General features: G+C 62.0%; 24 protein-coding genes. 2 read left to right on the top strand and 22 right to left on the bottom strand.

Features of this window, described 5'->3' with window-relative positions; genetic code table 11:
• The first annotated feature begins 147 nt into the window (after nt 1-147).
• Complete coding sequence (locus CEW89_RS17530; protein WP_425321012.1) at nt 148-1,464, top strand: P-loop NTPase family protein; 1,317 nt, start codon at nt 148-150, stop codon at nt 1,462-1,464.
• 75 nt (nt 1,465-1,539) lie between these two features.
• Here CEW89_RS17530 and folD read toward each other — a convergent pair whose 3' ends face one another.
• The 14 genes from folD to CEW89_RS17460 form a co-directional block, all read right to left on the bottom strand.
• The gene (folD, locus tag CEW89_RS17525; protein ID WP_096806773.1) at nt 1,540-2,442 is read right to left on the bottom strand and encodes a bifunctional methylenetetrahydrofolate dehydrogenase/methenyltetrahydrofolate cyclohydrolase FolD; all 903 of its coding nucleotides are present in this window, start codon (nt 2,440-2,442) and stop codon (nt 1,540-1,542) included.
• Between the two features lie 3 nt (nt 2,443-2,445).
• Nucleotides 2,446-2,757, bottom strand: a complete 312-nt coding sequence (locus tag CEW89_RS17520; protein WP_096806772.1) for a chorismate mutase — start codon at nt 2,755-2,757, stop codon at nt 2,446-2,448.
• Between the two features lie 58 nt (nt 2,758-2,815).
• Entirely contained in the window at nt 2,816-3,589 is a 774-nt protein-coding gene (locus CEW89_RS17515; RefSeq protein ID WP_096806771.1) for a methyltransferase, read from the bottom strand.
• Nucleotides 3,590-3,658: 69 nt separating this feature from the next.
• Complete coding sequence (ftsH, locus tag CEW89_RS17510; protein WP_096806770.1) at nt 3,659-5,569, bottom strand: ATP-dependent zinc metalloprotease FtsH; 1,911 nt, start codon at nt 5,567-5,569, stop codon at nt 3,659-3,661.
• Nucleotides 5,570-5,658: 89 nt separating this feature from the next.
• Complete coding sequence (gene tilS / locus CEW89_RS17505; RefSeq protein ID WP_096806769.1) at nt 5,659-6,918, bottom strand: tRNA lysidine(34) synthetase TilS; 1,260 nt, start codon at nt 6,916-6,918, stop codon at nt 5,659-5,661.
• A gap of 4 nt (nt 6,919-6,922) precedes the next feature.
• Entirely contained in the window at nt 6,923-7,759 is an 837-nt protein-coding gene (gene ybgF / locus CEW89_RS17500; RefSeq protein ID WP_096806768.1) for a tol-pal system protein YbgF, read from the bottom strand.
• Nucleotides 7,760-7,779: 20 nt separating this feature from the next.
• Complete coding sequence (pal, locus tag CEW89_RS17495) at nt 7,780-8,310, bottom strand: peptidoglycan-associated lipoprotein Pal (protein ID WP_096806767.1); 531 nt, start codon at nt 8,308-8,310, stop codon at nt 7,780-7,782.
• 199 nt (nt 8,311-8,509) lie between these two features.
• Nucleotides 8,510-9,847, bottom strand: a complete 1,338-nt coding sequence (gene tolB / locus CEW89_RS17490; protein ID WP_096806766.1) for a Tol-Pal system beta propeller repeat protein TolB — start codon at nt 9,845-9,847, stop codon at nt 8,510-8,512.
• Entirely contained in the window at nt 9,844-11,022 is a 1,179-nt protein-coding gene (locus tag CEW89_RS17485; RefSeq protein WP_096806765.1) for an energy transducer TonB, read from the bottom strand. Before CEW89_RS17485 ends, tolB begins: the two co-directional genes overlap by 4 nt.
• A 12-nt stretch (nt 11,023-11,034) precedes the next feature.
• Nucleotides 11,035-11,505: a protein TolR gene (tolR, locus tag CEW89_RS17480; protein ID WP_066705949.1), complete on the bottom strand. Its 471-nt coding sequence runs from the start codon at nt 11,503-11,505 to the stop codon at nt 11,035-11,037.
• Nucleotide 11,506: 1 nt separating this feature from the next.
• A complete protein-coding gene (gene tolQ / locus CEW89_RS17475; RefSeq protein ID WP_066705951.1) occupies nt 11,507-12,202 on the bottom strand; it encodes a protein TolQ in 696 nt (231 codons plus the stop codon).
• A gap of 135 nt (nt 12,203-12,337) precedes the next feature.
• Nucleotides 12,338-12,727, bottom strand: coding sequence for a tol-pal system-associated acyl-CoA thioesterase (gene ybgC / locus CEW89_RS17470; protein WP_066705953.1), 390 nt, complete (start codon nt 12,725-12,727; stop codon nt 12,338-12,340).
• A 29-nt stretch (nt 12,728-12,756) separates the two neighbouring features.
• A complete protein-coding gene (gene thpR, locus CEW89_RS17465; protein WP_157779909.1) occupies nt 12,757-13,299 on the bottom strand; it encodes an RNA 2',3'-cyclic phosphodiesterase in 543 nt (180 codons plus the stop codon).
• Nucleotides 13,300-13,306: 7 nt separating this feature from the next.
• Nucleotides 13,307-13,936, bottom strand: a complete 630-nt coding sequence (locus CEW89_RS17460) for a hypothetical protein (RefSeq protein WP_096806763.1) — start codon at nt 13,934-13,936, stop codon at nt 13,307-13,309.
• Nucleotides 13,937-14,036: 100 nt separating this feature from the next.
• On the opposite strand from CEW89_RS17460, the gene aroQ reads away from it, so the two are divergent.
• Nucleotides 14,037-14,474 (top strand): type II 3-dehydroquinate dehydratase, encoded by a 438-nt coding sequence (gene aroQ, locus CEW89_RS17455; protein WP_096806762.1) that lies wholly within the window; start codon nt 14,037-14,039, stop codon nt 14,472-14,474.
• Nucleotides 14,475-14,477: 3 nt separating this feature from the next.
• Here aroQ and CEW89_RS17450 read toward each other — a convergent pair whose 3' ends face one another.
• From CEW89_RS17450 to CEW89_RS17415, 8 genes are all read right to left on the bottom strand, one after another.
• Nucleotides 14,478-15,290 (bottom strand): hypothetical protein, encoded by an 813-nt coding sequence (locus CEW89_RS17450; RefSeq protein WP_096806761.1) that lies wholly within the window; start codon nt 15,288-15,290, stop codon nt 14,478-14,480.
• 89 nt (nt 15,291-15,379) lie between these two features.
• Nucleotides 15,380-16,408: a Holliday junction branch migration DNA helicase RuvB gene (gene ruvB / locus CEW89_RS17445; protein ID WP_066705962.1), complete on the bottom strand. Its 1,029-nt coding sequence runs from the start codon at nt 16,406-16,408 to the stop codon at nt 15,380-15,382.
• Nucleotides 16,409-16,411: 3 nt separating this feature from the next.
• Entirely contained in the window at nt 16,412-17,092 is a 681-nt protein-coding gene (gene ruvA / locus CEW89_RS17440; RefSeq protein ID WP_096806760.1) for a Holliday junction branch migration protein RuvA, read from the bottom strand.
• Entirely contained in the window at nt 17,089-17,598 is a 510-nt protein-coding gene (ruvC, locus tag CEW89_RS17435; RefSeq protein WP_066705966.1) for a crossover junction endodeoxyribonuclease RuvC, read from the bottom strand. Before ruvC ends, ruvA begins: the two co-directional genes overlap by 4 nt.
• 288 nt (nt 17,599-17,886) lie before the next feature.
• The gene (locus CEW89_RS17430; protein WP_096806759.1) at nt 17,887-18,234 is read right to left on the bottom strand and encodes a hypothetical protein; all 348 of its coding nucleotides are present in this window, start codon (nt 18,232-18,234) and stop codon (nt 17,887-17,889) included.
• 106 nt (nt 18,235-18,340) lie between these two features.
• Complete coding sequence (locus CEW89_RS17425; RefSeq protein ID WP_096806758.1) at nt 18,341-19,213, bottom strand: 50S ribosomal protein L11 methyltransferase; 873 nt, start codon at nt 19,211-19,213, stop codon at nt 18,341-18,343.
• A 107-nt stretch (nt 19,214-19,320) separates the two neighbouring features.
• A complete protein-coding gene (msrA, locus tag CEW89_RS17420; RefSeq protein ID WP_096806757.1) occupies nt 19,321-20,022 on the bottom strand; it encodes a peptide-methionine (S)-S-oxide reductase MsrA in 702 nt (233 codons plus the stop codon).
• A gap of 93 nt (nt 20,023-20,115) precedes the next feature.
• Nucleotides 20,116-21,357 carry an MFS transporter gene (locus CEW89_RS17415; RefSeq protein ID WP_096806756.1) on the bottom strand — a complete coding sequence of 414 codons (1,242 nt, stop codon included), beginning with the start codon at nt 21,355-21,357 and terminating at the stop codon, nt 20,116-20,118.
• Nucleotides 21,358-21,408 lie beyond the last annotated feature (51 nt).

Here is a 21,408-nt window from a genome sequence, read left to right as displayed (position 1 = left end):
ATTTTTGCGAAAGGTTATGGCCAAACACTCCGCATTGCAAAGCCGGGCGGGCAAATCCGCGCGAAAATCTTGGCTTTATGTACGGGTCTCCGTAGACTGTCGGCAAAAGCACAAGCCTGCGAACAGGCACAACAGAGGGCAGCCACCATGACCATGATGGAACCGACACCGAACGTGATCGCACCCGTCGCACCGAAGCGCGCCGAGGAGACCGGCCTGTCGCCGGTGATGATGCGCGACATCGTGTTGAAAACCATGTTCCGCACCAATCTCGAACAGGTCTCGCGCCTCTCGATGGCGCTGTGCCTGCCGGTGTCGATCACGCAGGATCTGGTTGACCGTGCCCGCGAACAGGGGCTTGTCGAGGCCACCGGCACGATGCATGCGGGCGCGGGCTCCGAGATGGGATTTCGCCTCTCCGATACCGGCAAGGCGCGCGCGCTCGATGCGCTGTCGCAGTCGGAATATTACGGTGCGATGCCGATCCCGCTTGAGATTTATGCCGAGCAGGTGAAACGCCAGTCCGTGCGGAACATGAAGGTGACACGCGATGCGCTTCTGGGCGCGATGGGCCATCTGATCCTGCCGCCGAACCTTCTCGATCAGCTTGGGCCTGCGGTGGGCGCCGGACGCTCGATTCTGATGTATGGGCCGCCGGGGAACGGGAAATCCTCGATTTCCAACGGCATTCGCGATGCGCTTGGCGATCTGATTTATGTGCCGCGCGCGATTGAATACAACGGGTCGGTCATCACGGTTTACGACCCCCTTATGCATGTCAAACGCGAAGATGCGGAGGACGATCCCAATGCGCTCAGGAAAACCTCCAATCGCTTCGACCGGCGCTATGTGCGCTGTGAGCGGCCCTCTGTTGTGACCGGCGGTGAGCTGTCGCTCGACATGCTCGATCTGGTCTACAACCCCACCGCACGGACCTATCAGGCGCCTTTGCAGCTCAAATCCACCGGCGGGATTTTCATCGTCGACGACCTTGGCCGCCAGGAAGAACCGCCACAAAAGCTCGTCAACCGCTGGATCGTTCCGCTCGAAGAGAGCAAGGATATTCTGGCGCTCCAGTCCGGTGAAAAATTCGAAGTGCCGTTCGACACGCTGGTGATTTTCTCTACCAACTTCCACCCGAACAAGATCTTCGACACCGCCGCCCTTCGCCGGATTTTCTACAAGATCAAGATCGACGGGCCGGATCAGGCGGGGTTCCTGAAAATCTTCGCCATGGTCGCGCGCAAGAAAAAGATGCCACTCAACGAGGAGGCGCTGGTCTACCTGCTCAAGGAAAAATACCCGACCATCGACAATGTCTACGCCAACTATCAGCCGGTCTTCCTGATCGACCAGATCATTTCGATCTGCGACTTCGAGGGCATCCCCTATCAGATGACGCCGGAGCTGATGGAACGGGCCTGGGCGAACATGTTCGTCGAAGAAAGCGAATTCGCGCACTGAACAAGGGCTCCAGAACGCAGAACGCCTCGCCATTTGGCGAGGCGTTTCGAGTATTTATGCCAAGAAAAATATGGCTCAGGCGGTCAGCCCCTCGGGTTCGACCAACCCGTGTTTGCGGCAGCAGGCGGTGAGCGTGTTGGCCAGAAGGCAGGCGATGGTCATCGGCCCCACCCCGCCCGGCACCGGTGTGATCGCCCCGGCCACTTCTTTCACAGCCTCAAAATCCACGTCGCCCACGAGCCGCGTCTTGCCCTCGCCTTTTTCCGGCGCCGGGATGCGGTTGATGCCCACGTCGATCACGGTCGCGCCCGGTTTGATCCAGCCGCCCTGCACGAAATTCGGACGCCCCACGGCGGCCACGACGATATCGGCGCGTTTGACCACCTCGGCGAGGTCTTTCGTGCGCGAGTGCGCGATGGTCACCGTGCAGCTATCTCCCAAAAGAAGCTGTGCCATCGGCTTGCCGACAATGTTCGACCGGCCGATCACCACCGCAGTCTTGCCCGACAACTCGCCCAGATGATCGCGCAGCATCATCAGGCAGCCCAGAGGCGTGCAAGGCACCATGCTCTTTTGCCCGGTTCCCAGAAGCCCGACGTTGGAAATATGGAACCCGTCCACATCCTTCGCCGGGTCGATCGCGTTGATCACGAGGCTTTCGTTCAGATGCTTCGGAAGCGGCAGTTGCACAAGGATGCCATGCACCGCCTTGTCGCTGTTCAATTGTTCGATCAGTGCAAGAAGATCGGCCTCCGACGTGTCCGCAGGCAGTTTATGCTCGTAAGAGTGCATGCCGACCTCGACCGTCTGCTTGCCCTTCGAGCGCACATAGACCTCGGAGGCGGGATCGTCGCCAACCAGGACCACGGCAAGGCCGGGGGTCACACCCTGCGCTTCCTTGATCCGCGCCACATGGGTCGCAACACGTTCGCGCACGGAGGCTGCGAACGCCTTGCCGTCGATCAGGGTTGCCGTCATGTCCTACTCCTTCGTCTCACGCCCGAGCACACGCTCTTCACGGGCAATCATCTCTTCGATCATCAAGGCCCACATCTGGCGCGCCAGAACCGGGTCGAACCCGCTCAGCCGAGCGCGAGCCTCCACCTTGTCGAGCACATCGAGCACCCGGGCTTCGATCCGCGCCGGAAGCCCCTCGCCCGGCTTGATCTCGGCTGCACGGTCGATATGCGCCTGACGCACAGACAGAAGATCGACGAGCCTGCGGTCGAGTTCGTCGATCTGGCCGCGCAACTCGGCCATCGTACCGATCTCTTTCGGTGATTTCAGCATCATAGTCATCCCTTGTGGGCCTTTCGCGGGCCTTTATCATGCCCGCGCCCTCAGCGAAAGCTCAGGCCTTGTGCAGCGTCACGAAGAGCCGCTTGAACGGGAACCAAGCCCGGCCCTGACGGTCGATCGGATAGGCAGCGTTCAGCTCTGTGTCATAGGCGTCGAGATAGGCATCCAAACGCCCCTGCGCCCCGAAATGCTCGAGATAGGGGCGCAAATAGGTGGCTTGGGTGAAATGCCGCACCGGATGGCCGAAGGGCGCTTTGATCTCCTGCATATATTCCGTCATCCAGACGCGCACCTCGCCGAAGGGCTCCAGAATGCTGACATAGCTGCGTGGCGGCAGGACGTTGGAATTGGCGTCCGCATCGGGGAAGGCCTCCGGATCGAGACGGTTCGCCACTTCGCGCGCGAGCACATGGGACGGCGCATCGTGCTGGCTCGGGACCTGCATGGCAAACCAGCCGCCGGGGGCGAGAAACTGCATCAGATGCGGCAGAACGCTGCGGTGATCCGGCACCCAGTTCAGCGCCGCATTGGTGAAGATCAGCGCCAGATCGGCGCCAAGGTCCTGACTGGCAAGATCGCCGCTCCGCACTTCGGCATAGGCCCCCGTGGCTTCTGCCGCCTCACGCATCGCCTGCGACTGCTCGAGACCATATAGCGCATGGCCGGAAAAGCGGTCCGCCAGAAGACCGCCGACACCGCCCGAGCCACAGCCGAGATCCATGATCGCCCCGTCGGGAATCTCCCCCACGGCGGCGAGAAGATCGCGGGCGGGCAGAAGGCGCAGATCGTAATATTGCGCGTATTTCGTGGGGCTCCAGTCGCTCATGCGGGTCTCCTCAAGCAAAAACCGCGCCCCGGAAAGGGACGCGGTCTCTGTCTAACAGGCTTTCGGGCCTCAGGCCATGGGTTCAGGCTCCATGCCGCCATCGCCTTTGGGCTTTTTCTTGGTCTTCGGGATCGCCGTGACCGAGGCCTCACCGGATCCCCCGGAGCCGCCCTCGTCCTCGTCCGCCTGCGGCGGCAGACCGGCGATCACGCGTTTGATCTCTTCACCGGTGAGGGTTTCGTATTCCAGAAGCCCCTGCGCCAGTCGTTCCCATTCCTCTTCGTATTCCGAGATGATGCGATACGCCTCGGCATAGCCTTCGTCGATGAAGCGTTTGACCTCTTCCTCGATCAGCTCCTTGGTATGGGCCGACACGGAGAGCCCCGTGGTGTTGCCCTGATAGCCCTCGGCAGCCTCGGCATAGTCGATGTTCCCGACCTTGTCGGACATGCCGTAGCGCATCACCATGGCACGCGCGAGTTGCGAGGCCTGCTGAATGTCGCCAACGGGGCCGGAGGACACTTCCTCTTCACCGTATTTGAAAATCTCGGCGGCCTTACCAGCCATGGTCATGGCGATGCGTTGACGGGCCTCGTCCTTGAACATCTGGAGCTTGTCCATTTCCGGCAGGCTCATCACCATCCCAAGCGCACCACCGCGCGGGATGATCGTCGCCTTGTAGACCGGATCGCATTTCGGCAGCTTGAGCCCGACGATGGCGTGACCGGCCTCGTGATAGGCGGTCTTTTCCTTTTGCTCGTCGGTCAGAACCATGGAGCGGCGTTCCGCGCCCATCATCACCTTGTCCTTGGCCTGCTCGAAATCTTCCATCGTCACCTGACGACGGCCGACACGGGCAGCCATGAGCGCAGCCTCGTTCACGAGGTTGGCAAGATCCGCGCCGGAGAAGCCGGGCGTGCCGCGCGCGATGATGCGCAGATCGACATCCGGGCCAAGCGGCACTTTGCGGGCATGGACGTTGAGGATTTTCTCGCGGCCTTTGATGTCCGGGTTCGGCACAGTGATCTGCCGGTCGAAACGACCGGGACGCAGCAGTGCCGGATCGAGCACGTCACGACGGTTGGTCGCGGCAATGATGATCACGCCTTCGTTCGATTCAAAGCCATCCATCTCAACGAGCAACTGGTTGAGTGTTTGCTCGCGCTCATCGTTCCCGCCGCCATAACCGGCACCACGGTGACGACCGACCGCGTCGATCTCGTCGATGAACACGATACAGGGCGCATTCTTTTTGGCTTGTTCGAACATATCCCGAACACGCGACGCACCGACACCCACGAACATTTCGACAAAGTCGGAACCGGAGATGGTGAAGAACGGCACGCCCGCCTCCCCCGCAATGGCCCGCGCCAGAAGCGTTTTACCGGTGCCCGGAGGGCCCACGAGCAAAGCGCCTTTCGGGATCTTGCCGCCAAGCGCGGAGAATTTCTGCGGATTGCGCAGGAATTCGACGATCTCTTCCAGCTCTTCCTTGGCCTCGTCGATGCCCGCGACATCGTCAAAGGTGACGCGGCCTTGTTTTTCGGTCAACAGTTTCGCGCGCGATTTGCCAAAGCCCATCGCCCCGCCTTTGCCGCCGCCCTGCATCCGGTTCATGAAATAGATCCACACGCCGATGATCAGGAAAATTGGCAAGAAGGAGATGACGAACGGCATGATGCCGCTTTCTTCCTGCGGCTTGCCTTCGACGTTCACATCCTTGGCCAGAAGCTCGCTCACGAGGTTCTGATCGCCCGGGTTGATCGTATATTTCTGGCGGCTGTCCGCACCGGTGAAATAGACTTTCTCCCCGTCGACTTTGACAGAGGTGACCGTGCCGTCATCCACTTTCGTCATGAATTCGGAATAGGGGACGACTTCCGACGACATGCTCGACTGATTGCCGCCCAGCACCTGAAACAGGGCCAGAACCAGCATCAAGAGCACGAGCCAGAAGGCAAGATTGCGTGCATTGCCCAAAGGGGATCTCCTTGATTGATCATTCACGCCCGACCGAACCCGGTCGCGCGCGCGGGGTTCCCTATAAAATAGGGATCATGAGGCCAAGTTCAATGCGATAAAAGCGCAGTATGGAAACCGCCCTTCGCCGGAACGAGACGCGCCGTCGCCGGACCGTGACCCGCCAGAGGGGCCGCGATCAGCGTATTGCCCACAAACAGCGCCGGAGACGCGATCAGGCTTTCACGCGGCGGCGCAGTCGCGGGCCGCTCGCCCAGTTGCAACAAGCCGTCTTCCCCCAACGCACGCACGATACCGTCTTGATTTTCAACGCTTTCGACAATCCAGCGCCCATCCCAAAGCGCGCCGGGCAAGGCCACGGCCCCCGCCACCGCCGCATGTTCGCGCGTGAGCCGAAAGCTCTCTTTCCCGCCCAAAAGCCGCACGCCATGCAGCGTCGCATCGCGCCCGCGCATCATCGCGGAGAGAAATTCCTGTAATTTCATGCCCCTTGGGCCGTAATCCGCCGAGGAAATCCACCGCAGGGCCGCCTCCACCAGACGCCGGTTCACCTCCGGCGCGCCCTCGGCAAACCGTCGCCGGTCGAGGATCAGATCGCCACGATCTTCGGTCACGCAATCGAGCGCATGGTCGTGAGTCGCAAAATCCAGAGCGGAACGCACCTGTGACAGGTGATCCATCACCCGCCCCACCACATGCGCATCAATTCCGAGCTTCGTCAGTTCCGCCATCGCGCGCCGCGCCTTCACCCGCTCATAGGCCTCATCGTCATTCGACGGATCGTCCACCCAGGGCTCGCGCAGCTCCCGCAGATATTGCCGAAGCTCAAACCGTTCCTGCATCAACAGCGGCCGCACCCAGGTGATGCCGTCCGACACCCGCCGTCGCTGCATCCCCGTCAGCCCGTCGATCCCCGACGCCCGCGCCAGACGCATGAAAAACGTCTCCGCCTGATCGTCGGCGGTATGCGCCAGCGCGATGGTGGAAATCCCCTGCCCCTTGGCCCAGTCCGCCATGAGCCGATACCGCGCACGTCGCGCCGCGTCCTGAAGATTGCCGTCCGCCGTCTTCCCGGCCCAGTTCAATGTCGTGTGCCTGATCCGAAGCCGCTCGGACACCTCGGCTACGAACCGCGCTTCCTCTGCGGCCTCCGGGCGCAGCCCGTGGTTCACCGTCACCGCCTGAAGCCGCACTTTCTCTTCGCGCGCCCACTCACTCAGCAGATGCAGCAAAGCCATGCTGTCGCCGCCCCCGGAGACGGCCACGGCCAGATGATCGGGTTTCTCGAAGGCAAAGGCGGTGGCCACGAAATGGCGCAACATCGCCCGGTTCGTCTCCACCCCGGTCATGTGCTTACGGGCAGCCGAAGCCGCGCGCCTCCGTCGGAGCCTGCGCCGCAGCGGTTGATCCCGGGAAACGCGTACCTACCTCGTTATACATGACACAGGCCTTGTCGGTCTGGCCCAGCTTGCCCAAAGCGCCCGCCAGTTTCAAAAGCGCATCGGGCGCGCGCTCGCCTTCCGGGTTGCCGGAGAAACTGTCGAGATAGGCCCGCGCCGCATTGGCGGTATCGCCCGCCGCCGTCAGAGCCTCGCCCCGCATGTAATGCGCTTCGGCGGTCAGGTAACCGCCGGTGTAGGTCTGGGCAAAGGTGGCAAAAGCGTCGGCAGACGCCTGATACTGGCCTTGGTCATAAAGCGCCTTGGCGGCATCGAAATCGCTCTGTTCGGTCATGGCAAGATTGCTGCCGTCATCCATATTCGCCCCCGGTCCCGGAACGATCACATCTGTGGCCCCGGTCGCAGCGGTTTCACCGCCCAAAGGGCTCAGCGGCGGCAGGTTGCCGACATCGCAACCGCTCTCCAGCTCGCAAAGCCGGAAATTCAGGTCGTCCAACTGGTTGGTGCCGTCCTTGACCACCCGGTCGATGCGGAACTCCAACGCTTCGAGCTTCGCCGTCAGATTGGCCAGAGACGCCTCCATCAGGTCGACGCGTTGAAGCGTATCGGCACCCGCGAACTGCGTGTTCGGCGCGCCGGTGGTGGAGAGCTCGCGCTTGAGCTTGTTGATCTCGACGGACAGCACAGCCGCCTCCTGACGAATATCCGCCAGCGTCTGCGCATCCTGCGCCCAGAGAGCACCGCCAACGCAGCTCAGCGCCAGCACCGCGCCAAAGATCGTCGCTTTCATCGCAAACTCTCCCTTTTCGCTTACATGCCGGCGCCAGCGGCGAGCACGGTCACCGCGCGACGGTTCTGGCTGTAGCAGCTTTCATCCGAACAGACGGCGAGCGGGCGCTCCTTGCCGTAGGGGATGGTTTTCAGACGCGAGGGGTTCACGCCCTGGCTGATCAGGTAATCCTGAACCGAGGCGGCGCGGCGGGCGGAAAGCGCAAAGTTGTATTCGCGGGTGCCCTGTTCGTCAGCATGGCCTTCGATGATCGCGGTGTATCCCGGGTTGCTGTTCAGCCAGTTGGCCTGACCGGCCAGAATGGTGCGCGCCTCATCCGAAACCGTAGATTGGTCCACGGCAAAAAGCACGCGGTCGCCCACGGTCTGGTTGAAATAGGCGATCGAGGTCGGATCGGACACCGACCCGTCCATCAGGCCATTGGCACCGACGCCATTGGCGGAAGAGCTGCCGTTGTTGCCGAAACGGCCGGGGTTGGTACAGGCGGAAAGGCCAAGGGCCGCGACCAGAAGAAACGCGCGGGAGGCTTTGGAGGTCAGAAACTGGGACATGGATGATCCTTTGGGAGGCTCGGAACTGCTCTGGTTTGGACTATAGCAGCCTCCCCTGGACTTGGGGAGGGTGCAGAATTTCACTTAAATGTTTTGCCCATCCGGGCGGCGCAGACAACACATCGGTGCGCCATGCCCCCGTCGAACGGGGTCCGACAAAAGTCCGACGCAAGGCCGACACTTATCCGACACGCAAATTTCACTTCAACAGCGGCGACCAGGCCGGATCGGAAGCGCCCGCCGTGGTCGGCACACGTTTCAGGTTCCGCCCGGAAATGTCGACGGTGTAAAGCGCGCTTTCGCCGCCCGTGCCCTGACTTTCCCGGGTGAACATGATCACCCGGCCATTGGGCGCCCAGCTCGGGCCTTCGTCGAGGAAGGACGCGGTCAGCAGGCGCTCTTCAGAGCCGTCGGTGCGCATCACGCCGATGTGGAACCGACCCTGATTTTGTTTCGTGAAAGCAATGAGATCACCGCGCGGAGACCACACCGGCGTGCCATAGCGCCCGATCCCCGAAGAGATCCGCCGCGCCTCACCGCCGCCCGCGGGCATGATATAAAGTTGCTGCGTGCCGGAACGGTCGGATTCGAACACGATCTGCATACCATCGGGCGAAAAACTCGGCGCGGTCTCGATGGCGGGCGTGTTGGTCAGCCGGGTGATCTGCGACGAGGCGATGTCCATACGGTAGAGATCGGTGTTCGACCCCGTGGACATGGAATAGACGATGGAGCGTCCGTCGGGCGAGAACCGCGGCGCAAAGGTCACGGATTCGGCCGGAACCGGCAGGCGCGTGCGCGTCACCGTGCCGACGTCGAGCATCATGATCTGCGGCGTGCCGGTTTCATAGGAGGTGTAGAGCACCCGGTCGCCCGTGGGGGAAAAACGCGGTGCGAAGACGATGTAATGGTCGTCGGTCAGGTATTGAAGCCCCGCCCCATCGTAATCCATCACGCCCAGGCGTTTCTTGCGGTCGTTCTTCGGCCCGGTCTGCGACACGAAGACCACGCGGCTGTCGAAATAACCGCCCTCGCCGGTGATCCGGGAATAGACCACATCGGCCACCTTATGCGCGATCCGGCGCCAGCTCGTGGTCGAACCGCCGAGTTGCAACCCAGAGCCCAGCGGCGCTTCGGCATAGACGTCGAAGACCCGGAACTTGACCGACAGGTTGCCCGCGCTGTCCATGCTCACAGCCCCGGTCACCAGCCCCTGCGCGTTGATCGCTTTCCAGTCGGCATATTGCACGGCAGCGCCGAAATTCGTCACCTGCGAGATATAGGCCGAGGACGGGATTTCCCGGAACAACCCGGTGCCCACGAGATCGGCGGCGATCACTTCGGAAATCTGCCGGGCGTAGTCGGCGGCCTGCGGCGTCTCCGCCACGAAATCCGGCAAGGCGAGCGGCAGGGGTTCGATCACCCCGCGCGTGATGTCGAGTTTCAGCGGGCCCGGGTCCTGTGCGAAAGCGGGCGCGGTTCCTGCGAAGGAGAGCGCTGCGGCAACGGCACAGCCAAAAGCAGTCAGGCGTTTCATTTAAACCTCATCTGTTCGGGATCGAACGTCATTTCGATATTGCGCCAATGGGCATATTTTTCCACCGGCAAGGGGAATCCTTTCGCCCCACAGCGGATAATCGCGCGTCGGGCCACCTCGAAAGCGGCTGTCGCGCCCGCCTCCGTGCCTCCCGTGTGGGACAGGAGTTTGATAGAACCGGCTTGCGGCGTGCCATCTTCATTCATCGCGACACCCACCGTGATCACGGTGCGCATCGCATCGGTCGACATCGCACCGACGTTCCAGCATTGCGACACGGCCACCCGCATGCCCTCGCGCTCGCCTGCGGTCAGCGGCGGACCGACCGGGCGTTCGGGAGCGGCAGGGCTTCCGACGCTCTCGGCAGCCAGGGCCGCAGCGGCGGCAGCGGCGGCTTCGGCGACGGCATCCGAACTGTCTTGCTTCGGCTCGGCCTTCGGTTCGGCTGCGGGCACGGCGGGTTTCGGCGTCTCCTGCGCTTTCTCCGCCGCTGCCGCCTGCGCCGCCAGATTGGCCGGGCGCGATTTCGGACGCGGCGAGGTCGACATGCCCGACGGTTTCTCCGCCTCGGTCACGATCTCTGTCGTTGTCTCCTCTGGCGCGGCTTCCTCAACCTTCTCCTCAACCACCTCAGGACTCTCGCTTTCCTCGTTGGCGGCTTCGACCGGCGCGTCGGAAATTTCCGGCTGCGGTTCGGGCGCGGTCACCACCTGATCGGCGATGCGCGGCACCGGGCGTGGCGTCGGTTTGCGATCCGGAATGTCGGGCAGGCCCGCACCCGGATCCTCGAGCGAAATCTCCGGTTCGGCCTGCGGACTCGGCGGCGTCGGCTGCACCTCGACCGGCGGCGTCACAGCCTCCGGCGTGACGGGCTTCGGCTCGGGCGCGGTGGGCGGCGGTGTCTCCGGTGTACTCGGCGAGGGCTTCGTCTCTGCGGGCTGGCTCACTTCCGGCGCGCTTTCCGTTTCCGGCGCGCGCATCTCCGGGGCCACCTCATAGGTGTCGGGCGCCGTACTCTGCGCCACGAGGGCGGCGTATTCGCTCTCGGAGATCAGCGCCACCTCCTGTACGGACACGTCCGTGGGCTCCTCGGGATGCAGGAACAGCCCCCCGAACAGCACATAGGCAATCAGGCCGATATGGCCCGCGCCGGAGATATATTGGCCCGCGTTCACGCGTTTTGCCCCTTAGTTTCCGGACCCGTCGAGACGCGGCCCGCCCTGCTCGGTCACAAGACCGATGGAGCGAAACCCGCCCGCGTTCAATGCGCCCATCACCTGAGCCACACGAGCGTAGGGCACCGATCCGTCGGCGCGCAGGAAGATTTTATCGTCCTGACGCTCGGCGGCGATGGCTTTGAGCTTGGTCACAAGATCCTCTTCGGGGGTCTCGTTCGCCATCAAGAGAACCTGCCCATCGGCGGTGAGCGTGATGGTCAGCGGTTCCTGTTCTTCCTGCGGCAGGGCCGTTGCCGCCGTTTCCGGCAGCTCGATGGGCACACCCACGGTCATCATCGGCGCGGCCACCATGAAGATGATCAGCAAAACGAGCATGACGTCGACGAAAGGCGTGACGTTGATCTCGCTCATCGCGGCGGGGCGACGACGGCGCCCTCTGCGACCGCCTCCCCCCGATTTCTGAATGACACCGGCACCCATCTTAACTGTCCAGCTCGCGCGACAGGATGGTGGCGAATTCGTCGGCAAAGGCCTCGTAGCCGCCAAGGATACGTTCGCTGTCGGCGTTCAGCTTGTTGTAGAAGATCACCGCCGGAATAGCGGCCAGAAGACCAAGCGCGGTTGCCAAAAGCGCCTCCGCGATCCCCGGCGCCACGACGGCGAGGTTGGTGGACTGCGCCATGGCGATGTCCTCAAACGCGGTCTTGATCCCCCAGACCGTGCCGAAGAGACCAACGAACGGCCCGGTGGAACCGACGGTCGCGAGGAAGGACAGACCTTTGGTCATCTCTTCGCTCTCTTTGGCGATCGCCACATCCATCGACCGGTCGATCCGTGACTGGGCGCCTGCGATCAACCCGCCATCTGCGCGATGCGACCTCCGCCATTCGGTCATGCCGGCAGAAAACACCCGCTCCGGCGCAGACATCGGCCCGCCGGAGATCTGGTCATACAGCTCATCCAAGGGCTCGCCCGACCAGAAGGCCTGATCGAAAGCCGCCGCCTCGGCACGGGCTTTTTTGTAGGAAATGAATTTCTGGATGATGATCGACCATGACCAGAAAGAGGCCACGATCAGCATCAGCATCACGATTTTCACGGTGAAGGTGGCGCGCATGAAAAGCGCGAGCAAGGAGAAGTCGATCTCCTGCGCCATCGCAAGGGTTTGTTGGTCCATGAACCTGCTCTTTAATCGCCTTTATGGGCCGCATTTGCACGGCTCTCATCATTACCCCCGATTCTATCGCATCGTCAGGGGGAGCGCCAACACGAACATGTGAGGCGAGGCAGGAATTTGCGGAATTTCGACAGTTCAGTGCAGATTTCGGCGGAGATTTGCCGGAAGACGCGCCGGATGACCGGTTGCGGTGAGCGCCACGATGGTCACCTGTGCCGAAAACAGCACATCCTCGCCGCGTTTGACCACCTGGGTCATCACGATCCGCGCCCCTGTCATGGCCTCCAAAGCGGTTTCCACAGTGAGATCGTCATCGAATTTCGCAGGCGCGAGGTAATCCGCCTCGACCCGGCGGACGGCAAAGACGATCCCATCCTCCTCCTTCAGCTTGACCTGATCAATGCCCAGATCGCGCACCCATTCGGTCCGCGCACGTTCGATGAACTTGAGGTAATTGGCGTAATAGACGATGCCCGCGAGATCGGTGTCCTCGTAATAGACATGGACGGGAAATCTGTGGGTCATCGTCTTGGCCTTTCGTTTTGGTCACGACCCTATTGGCCGAGCGGATAGCTCGCAAGGGTCTCATAAAGCGCGCCTTCATGCGTGAGGTGCGACTGCACCATCTCGACACTTGCAGCACGGAAAGCCGGGACATGAAAAGCGCCCTGTTGCGTCAGAAATCGCTCCAACTCATCGCGCTCGCCAAAGCCCAGCCGTTGAAACCGGCGCAGGGTGACATGCGGGCGGAACCTTTCGTGCGACAGTTCGATGCCAACCGCCCGCGCTGCCTGCCGGACTTTCTTGTGCAAATCGCTGAGCGCTTCATTTGGCCGCACGGCGGCAAAGAGCAGGCGCGGCTTGTCGCCACCGAAGAGGTCGAGCCCGTCGATGGCGATCTCAGGCGCAGACAGATACAGCCCGGACAGTTCCTCGTGCAGATCGGCCAGAAGCTCTTCCGGCTGCTCATCGAGAAACGCGAGCGTGATATGCATATTCTCCGCCGGTACGACCCGCCCGAACCGAAGCCCCGCCGCCAGTTCTTCAAGCCGATCGCGCAAATCTTCCGGCAGAGGAATGCCGACAAAGACTCTCACCGGCCTGTCATCCCGCAATGACCCGCGCATAGAGCCTGAGCGCGTGTGACGCCTCCCGCGCAGCATTGGGCAGCATCGGATCGTAGGCCGCACGCAGCACATTGGCCACATCCGGGCGCACCACCGTGCCCTCGGGCGCAACGGCCAGCGGGCTGTCCTGAGTGAATTCCATATCCGACCACAACAACATCGCCTGTACCGCCTGGCTGAGTGCGATCACCTCGGCAGGCACCTCATCCATCGCGCCGCCCATGCGCACGAAGGTGAAACAGGCCTTGATCGCACCTTGGTCGTCGAACCGAAACGCACGGTACTGATGCGCACCACGCGTTTGCAAAGCCGCCACCCGCGCCTCCAGATCGGGGATCAGATCGCCCATATGCGGGACGTCCAACAGCTCCGCCCAATCGGACAGAAAAAACACCATGAGGTTGCTGCCCAACTCCGGGTCCATTTCCTCGATCCGGTGCCCCGCGATGGCGACACAGGCTTCGATGGCGGATTTCACCGTCACCAGCGTCTCTTCCTCGACACCAAAGACAACCGGCGCAATCGGCCGCCCCCAGCGCGCAAAGACATAGTCGCCGTTCGAACGGGTGAAAAACTCTTCGATACGTTCCGGTGTGATCTCGCTCATGTGGCCCTCTCGCGTCTCTTGCCGTCCTTTTGCTACAGCGCGACTTGCGCGGCAACCCCTGCCCCGCGTAACCTCCGGCACAGACAAGACGAGGCACATCATGAGCAAGACGATCTACATCCTGAACGGTCCCAACCTGAACCTTCTGGGCAAACGCCAACCGGAGATTTACGGCCATGACACGCTCGAAGATGTCGAGGCGCTTTGTGCCGCCGAGGCCGCAACGAATGACCTCGACGTGGTTTTCGCCCAGTCGAACCATGAGGGCGAGATCATCGAGCTGATCCATGAAGCCCGCGAAAAAGCCGCCGGCATCGTCATCAACCCGGCGGCCTACACGCATACTTCGGTCGCCATTCTCGACGCGCTCAACACCTTCGAAGGCCCGGTGATCGAGGTCCATATCAGCCAGGTCCACAAACGCGAGGCCTTCCGCCATCATTCCTATGTCTCGATGCGCGCCGATGCGGTCATGGCCGGGTTCGGGATCAATGGCTACCGTCTGGCCGTGGCGCAGATGGGACACCTTCTGGGCTAAATCTCACTCGGTGTGATCGACAAACACCTGAATGATCGCCTGCGGCAGCGGCTGGTTCTGGGCATCGCCATAAAACCGCAGCCCCGCGGGCGGCTCAAATTCCGAACGGTCGATCACCGCCACCATGGCATGCCCATCCCGGCTCATCGCCAAGGCGCCTTCGAGAGAACCGCAGGCATCGGTCTTGCAACCACTCGCCACAAGCCAGTCGCCTTGCCACTCCAGCAAGCTCGCCTGCTCAAAGAGCGCCCGAAGATCGAGCAGGCCCACCGGCCCTACGGTCGCAAGAAACCGCCCCTCCCAAGCCGGATCGTTGACCAAAAGCTTCGGATGCTGCCCCTGCCACTCGGCGACCTGCGTAAAGCCCAGCGATTTCGGAGGGCCCAGCTCCTCATGAAGCTCATGCCCCACGAGCCAATAGCGCACATCCCCACTCTGACCTGGCTCCGTCGCCGGAGAGATCACCTCGATCCCGCGCTCTGTCACCAAGGCTTTGCCGTCGTCGTGACAGGTCCCGAACATGTCAGAAACCCAAACCGGCTCGCTCCCGGCATCGACATAAACCCATTGCTTCGGACAGCCCGTCCCGCCGGAGGCCAAGAGGATCAGCAACACATCCCCATCCTGCGCCGCAATGTCGAGGTGATCCGCCGCTTGCGGCAAATCGACCGCCTCATCCGCGAGATAAAGCGCATCCGTGTCAAACGGCCCGAGCGGCAAGATCTCGGCCACGCCCACCGAGGTCTCCACCCGGTCTGCCGCCAAAGCGACACACGGCAAAGCGCTCAGAACGAACGACAGAACGAAAAGACGCATGGCCCCTCACCTCAAAGGAATTCGACCCATTTGCGCGCAAACGCCCCGGAAAGGTCAACCCCATCCGTTTCCTTTGCTGCCGCAAATACTCACTTTCCGAACAGGTCCGACTGGTCCGGCGCTTTCGGAGCCTCAAGCCCCAGATGTTTCCACGACTTCTGAGTCAACATCCGTCCGCGCGGGGTGCGCTGAATGAGACCCTGCTGCAAAAGATAGGGCTCAATCACATCCTCAATCGCATCGCGGGACTCGGAGAGGGCCGCCGCCAAGGTCTCGACACCCACGGGCCCGCCGCCGTAATTCTCGGCGATCATCCCGAGATACCGCCGGTCCGCGCCATCGAGGCCAATAAGGTCCACCCCAAGCCGCGTGAGCGCCCCGTCGGCCAGAGATTTGGTAATCCGCCCGTCGCCTTCGACCACCGCGAAATCCACCACCCGGCGCAAAAGCCGCCCGGCGATCCGGGGCGTGCCGCGCGCCCGTTTGGCGATCTCATGCGCCCCGTCCGCATCCGCAGGCACGCCCAAAAGTCGCGCGCCACGGGTGACGATCTCGTGCAGCTCTTCTGTGGTGTAAAATTGCAACCGCGTCGGAATGCCGAAACGGTCGCGCAAAGGTGTGGTCAAAAGCCCAAGCCGCGTGGTCGCCCCCACAAGCGTAAAGGGCTGCAACTCGATCCGCACGGTGCGCGCGGCGGGGCCTTCGCCGATCACCAGATCGAGCTCGAAATCCTCCATCGCCGGGTAAAGCACCTCTTCGACCACCGGGTTCATCCGGTGAATCTCGTCGATGAACAACACATCGCGCGCCTCAAGGTTCGTCAGGATCGCCGCCAGATCGCCCGCTTTCGCCAAGACCGGGCCGGAGGTCATCTTGAAATTCACGCCCAACTCGCGCGCCATGATCTGTGCCAGTGTGGTTTTGCCGAGGCCGGGCGGGCCGTGGAACAGCACATGGTCCATCGCCTCTTCGCGCATCTTTGCGCTTTCGATGAACACACGCAGATTGGCGCGGGCTTCCTGTTGGCCGATGAATTCCTCAAGCGCCTGCGGGCGCAGGGCACGGTCGGCATCCTGCGGCTGGCGCTCGGGGCGCAAAGTGGGATCGGGGCTTTCCATCTCTTACCCTTTCGGCGCAAGCAGGCGCAGCGCAGCTTTGATCAGGATGGAGGTGTCCGCCTCAGGCGCGTCTTGGGCAGATTGCGCCACGGCCTGCGCTGCGTCCGACGGAGAATAGCCGAGGTTTTGCAGGGCGGACAGGGCTTCGGCCTCTGCCGATGCATTGGCCTTCGCGGGCGCTTTCTTCGGCGCGGGTTTGGCGGCGGGCGCGTTGCTTTCAATCACCTCGACCGTCTCCGGCGCTTCCAAAGCCTCCGACAATTTGCCGCCCATCGACATCACCGTCGGCGCCTTATCTCTCAACTCATTGACCACACGCTGCGCAATCTTCGGCCCGACGCCCGGCGCGGCTTTGACCGCCGTCCAGTCGCCCAGCGCAATCGCCCGCCCTGTCGCCTCCGGTCCAAGCGTGCCAAGGATCGCCATGGCGGCTTTCGAGCCGATGCCCTGAACGGAAATCAGCAGGCGATACCATTCTTTTTCCAACAAGGACGTGAAGCCGAAAAGTTGCAGATTGGTCTCCTGCACCAGCATATCGGTGTAAAGCGCGACCGGCGCACCGCGCCCCGGCAGCGACATCCGCGTGCGCTCTGAGACATAGACGATATAGCCGACGCCGCGCACGTCGATCAGGACATGATCCGTGCCGATATAATCGATGACACCCGTGAGTTTGCCGATCATGAGGCGGCCTTTCTAAGCGCGTCTTGCAGCCGCGAGGAGGATTGCGCGTGATAGGAATGGGTGATCGCGATGGCCAAGGCGTCAACGGCATCCGGGCCTTCGAGTTTCGCTCCGGGCAATTGCAGCTTGATCATATGTTCGACCTGTTGCTTGGCGGCGTGGCCGACGCCGACGACGGTCTTTTTCACCGCGTTGGGGGCATATTCGCCGATGGGAATGCCCGCACGCGCCGGAACCAAAAGCGCAACAGAGCGCGCTTGGCCGAGTTTCAGCGTCGCGACGGCGTCCTTGTTGACAAAGGTCTGCTCGACGGCGGCGCTGTCGGGACGGTAGGTCTCGACGATGGCGGTGAGCTGATCGAAGAGCGACAAAAGCCGCGTGGCGAGATCGTCGGAAGAGGCCGAGCGGCAGATGCCGTTGGCGACATGGCTGATACGGGGCCCTGCGACATCAATGATGCCCCAACCCATATTGCGCAGCCCGGGGTCGATGCCCATCACACGCATGGTCTCACCTGCTCGTTTTATTCGTTACGAATTGGTTAGCACGAAACGAGAACATTTGCCAAGGCTGGTTTGCCTGAAGCCCCTCGTTTCCACCGGAGCGCTGATCCGCCGCCAAAGGTGGCGAGCCCTGCGACCGCATGACCGGCGATCAGCCCACCCACTGCGGAGGCTCCGCCGCGAGCAGATATAAAAAGTGAAAACCCGCACCGGAGGGCGGTGCGGGTTTTGACGTGGCAGGGATCGGGCGGCATGGAGGGAAACAGCCATCCGACCCCCGATGAATATTTCTCAGCTCAGAAGCATTTTGCCCTGAAGCGCCAGCCAGACGGTGATCTGGTCGGCATGCATGACCCAGGCCGCGGCGCGCTCAACCGCCGTCCCCTGCGCCAGTTCATCAACCCGCATCGCATAAGACGCAGCTCCGAGGCTCGCATAAAGTGCCGCCTTGAAGGCAATCACCCCGGCAAGGGCGAAAAACACCAGATAGAGCGGCCGCCGCATCCCGCGACGACGCGGGCGGGCGATGATAAGACCATCCTGGTTAACCGAATAAACCGCGCCACGCTTGAGCGCGCGCCTGCGCGCCTCAATGCGAGTGAGCCGTTTCTCCAATTGCTGCGAACCGGCATAAGCCATGGCAGCCTCCTCGTGAACATCGGCCCCCACCGACTGAGACATTCTTGCGGCGAAATGTGGCGAAATTGGGGCAAACGGGGCGAGAAGGAGGTTTTTGCCTTTGATTTTAGGCAGTTCGCACCATCGTTAGCGTCGTCCAGTCAACAATCTCCTGGCGCTCCACAAGATTAAATCCGGAGCGTGTATAAACCTCGACAACCTCATCGGCCTGCGGATTGAGAATCCCGGAGAGAATCACATGCCCGCCCGGTCGCACGTTCGCCGCCATGTCGGGAGCGAGCGCCACCAGAGGTCCCTTGAGGATATTGGCGAAGACCAGATCGAAGGGCGCTTTCTCCGACAGAACCGGATGATTGAACCCGGCCGCTTCGAGACAGATCACCCGACCGGCAAGATCGTTGGCCCGCACGTTGCTTTCGGCCACTTCGACCGCCACCTCGTCGATGTCGGAGGCATAGACCGTCTTGTCAGAGATCTTCGCCGCCGCCATCGCGAGCACAGCCGTGCCACAACCGATGTCGGCCACGTTGTCGAAGCTCTGCCCCTCCGCCATCAGATGATCGAGCGCTTTCAAACACCCAAGCGTGGTGCCGTGATGCCCGGTACCAAAGGCCATGGCCGCCTCGATCAGCAGGCCGATCTTGTCGGCGGGCAGCGTGTCGGCGTCATGCGAGCCGTAGACATAAAAGCGCCCGGCCTCCACAGGGGCCAGATCGCGGCGCACCTTGGCGACCCAATCGGTTTCCGGCAGTTCGGAGATGACGAAATCCGGCGCATCGTTGGCCTTAGCCAGAAGCGCCAGAGCGATCTCGTCGGGGGCTTCGGTAAAATAGGCGCCGACCTCCCAAAGGCCCGATCCGTCCTCGATCTCGAAGACACCGACGCCGGTCGGTTCCGGATCGAGAAATTCGAGCGCGTCGCCGATGGCTTCAGCGGGGGCTTTGCCCTTGGTCTTGGTGAAAGCGGTAAAGGTCGGCATGGCGGCACTCCGGACTTGGGTTTCCCCTAGGAGGTTTTCCCTGGGTGGTTTCCCCTGCCTTAGCCGCCCGGCGGGATTTTCACAACCCGCCGCCGGTTCTGGCCCAACTACGCGGGACTGTCGGGCCGCTCCATCTCTTCGTTCCACTGCACGGAGCGCTCCATCGTCAAACCGACCGGGCAACTCACCCCGGTGCCGCCAATGCCGCAATAGCCATTCGGGTTCTTCGCGAGATATTGCTGATGATAGTCCTCCGCAAAATAGAACTCGCCCGCGGGCAGAACTTCGGTCGTGATCGCACCGAACCCCTTGTCCTGCAACAACACGTTATAGCCCGCAAGGCTCGCCTCCGCTTCACGGCGCTGCGCGTCAGAGGCCCAGTAGATGCCCGAGCGGTACTGCGTGCCGCGGTCATTGCCCTGACGCATGCCCTGGGTCGGATCGTGGTTTTCCCAGAAGGTCTTCAAAAGCGTCGCGTAACTCACCTTTGTGGGATCGTAGACCACGCGCACCACCTCGTTGTGGCCGGTCTTGCCGGAGCAAACTTCCTCATAGGTCGGGTTCGGCGTATAGCCCGCGGTATAGCCCACCGCCGTGTTCACCACGCCCGGCACCTGCCAGAAGATGCGCTCGACGCCCCAGAAACAGCCCATACCGAACACCGCCTCCGCGCAGCCTTCGGGCACCGGTGTCACAAGCGGCACATGCAGAACGAAATGCTCTTCCGCCGTTGGGATCGCGTCGGGACGCCCCGGCAACGCTTCATCGGGCGTGGGCATGGTGAGTTTCCTGGTCAGAGCGGCAAACATGGCAGTCCTCCGTATGTGCGGTTTGTCCTGCAATATAGTCCGCAATCGGCCCTGCGCCAATCGTCCCGTCATCACACACGAATGGCCGGAGGCTCACTCCGCCGGAGCCACCTCACGCACGCGCGGCAAAAGACGCCATTCATTGCCCTTTTCCGGATGCCGCGGGATCAGCGCGGACAGCCCCACCGACCCCATCGCCAGCGCCGCCGCAAGGCCGAACACCGCCCCCGGAGACACCACCCAGAGATAGCCCAGAAGCGCAGGAAGGAAGACCGCCGCGATGTGGTTGATCGTGAAAGCCACAGCCGCAGTCGGGGCGATGTCCTCGGGGTCGGAGATCTTCTGGAAATAGGTTTTGAGCGCGAAAGCCAGACCGAACAGCATGTGGTCGATCACATAAAGTGCTGCCGCCACGAGCACGCCCCACCCGAGCCAGTAGATCCCGCCATAGGCCAGGAACACCAGCGTCAGCCCGATATATTCGAGCATGAGGACAAAACGTTCCCCCTTGATGAAGACGATCTTCCCCATCATCGGCGCGATGATCATATTGGCGAGATAGTTGATCAGGAACAGGCCGGTGATCTCTTCGACGCCAAGCCCGAATTTCTCGACCATCATGAAGGCCGCGAAAACCACGAAAATCTGCCGCCGCGCACCTGCCATGAACTGAAGCGCATAATAGAGCCCATAGCGGCGTTTCAGAATGAGCTTCTTGGCCTGCGGATTAGGCGCTTCGAACTGCGGATAGGCATAAAGCGCGAAGAGCGCCACGAGCGCGGTAAACCCGCCCGAGACCAGATAGACCAGATTGTAAGACAGATCGAAGGTCTTCCACGTCAGAACCAAAAGCCCATAGGCCACCAGAGAGGCCGCCGAGCCCGCCGCCAACAGACGCCCGAGCACAATCGGCGCCCGCTCTTTCGGCAACCATTGAAGCTGAAGCGACTGGTTCACAGTCTCGTAATAGTGAAAGCCGATGGAGGAGAGCATGGTGATGGTCAGGATCCCGCCCAATGAGGGGAACCAGGCAGTCACCGCCGTCGCCGCCCCCAGAAGCAGGAGCGACACCACGCCCAGAACCTGTTCGCGCACGATCATGATCAGCGCGATCACCCCGATGGCCAGAAAACCGGGAATTTCCCGCACCGTATGAAGCCAGCCGATCTGAACGCCGGTGAAACCCGCCACTTCGATGACGAAATTGTTCAGAAGCGCGTTCCATGTGGCAAAAGCCACAGGCATGGCGAAGGCCATCAGGAACAACAGGGACTCCGGCCGCCGCCAGCGCGGCAGGTGGGAGACGTCGGAGAGGGAGATGGGAGCGTTTTTCATGTATACGCAATAAAAGACGCCGTGAGACCTGCCCAGAGAGATTTCCTGCAC

The sequence above is a fragment of the Celeribacter ethanolicus genome (genome assembly GCF_002407265.1).
In the GTDB taxonomy this organism is placed as follows: domain Bacteria; phylum Pseudomonadota; class Alphaproteobacteria; order Rhodobacterales; family Rhodobacteraceae; genus Celeribacter; species Celeribacter ethanolicus.
The sequence above is the reverse complement of the archived record's forward strand: the minus strand, read 5'-3'. Positions and strand labels throughout refer to the sequence as shown.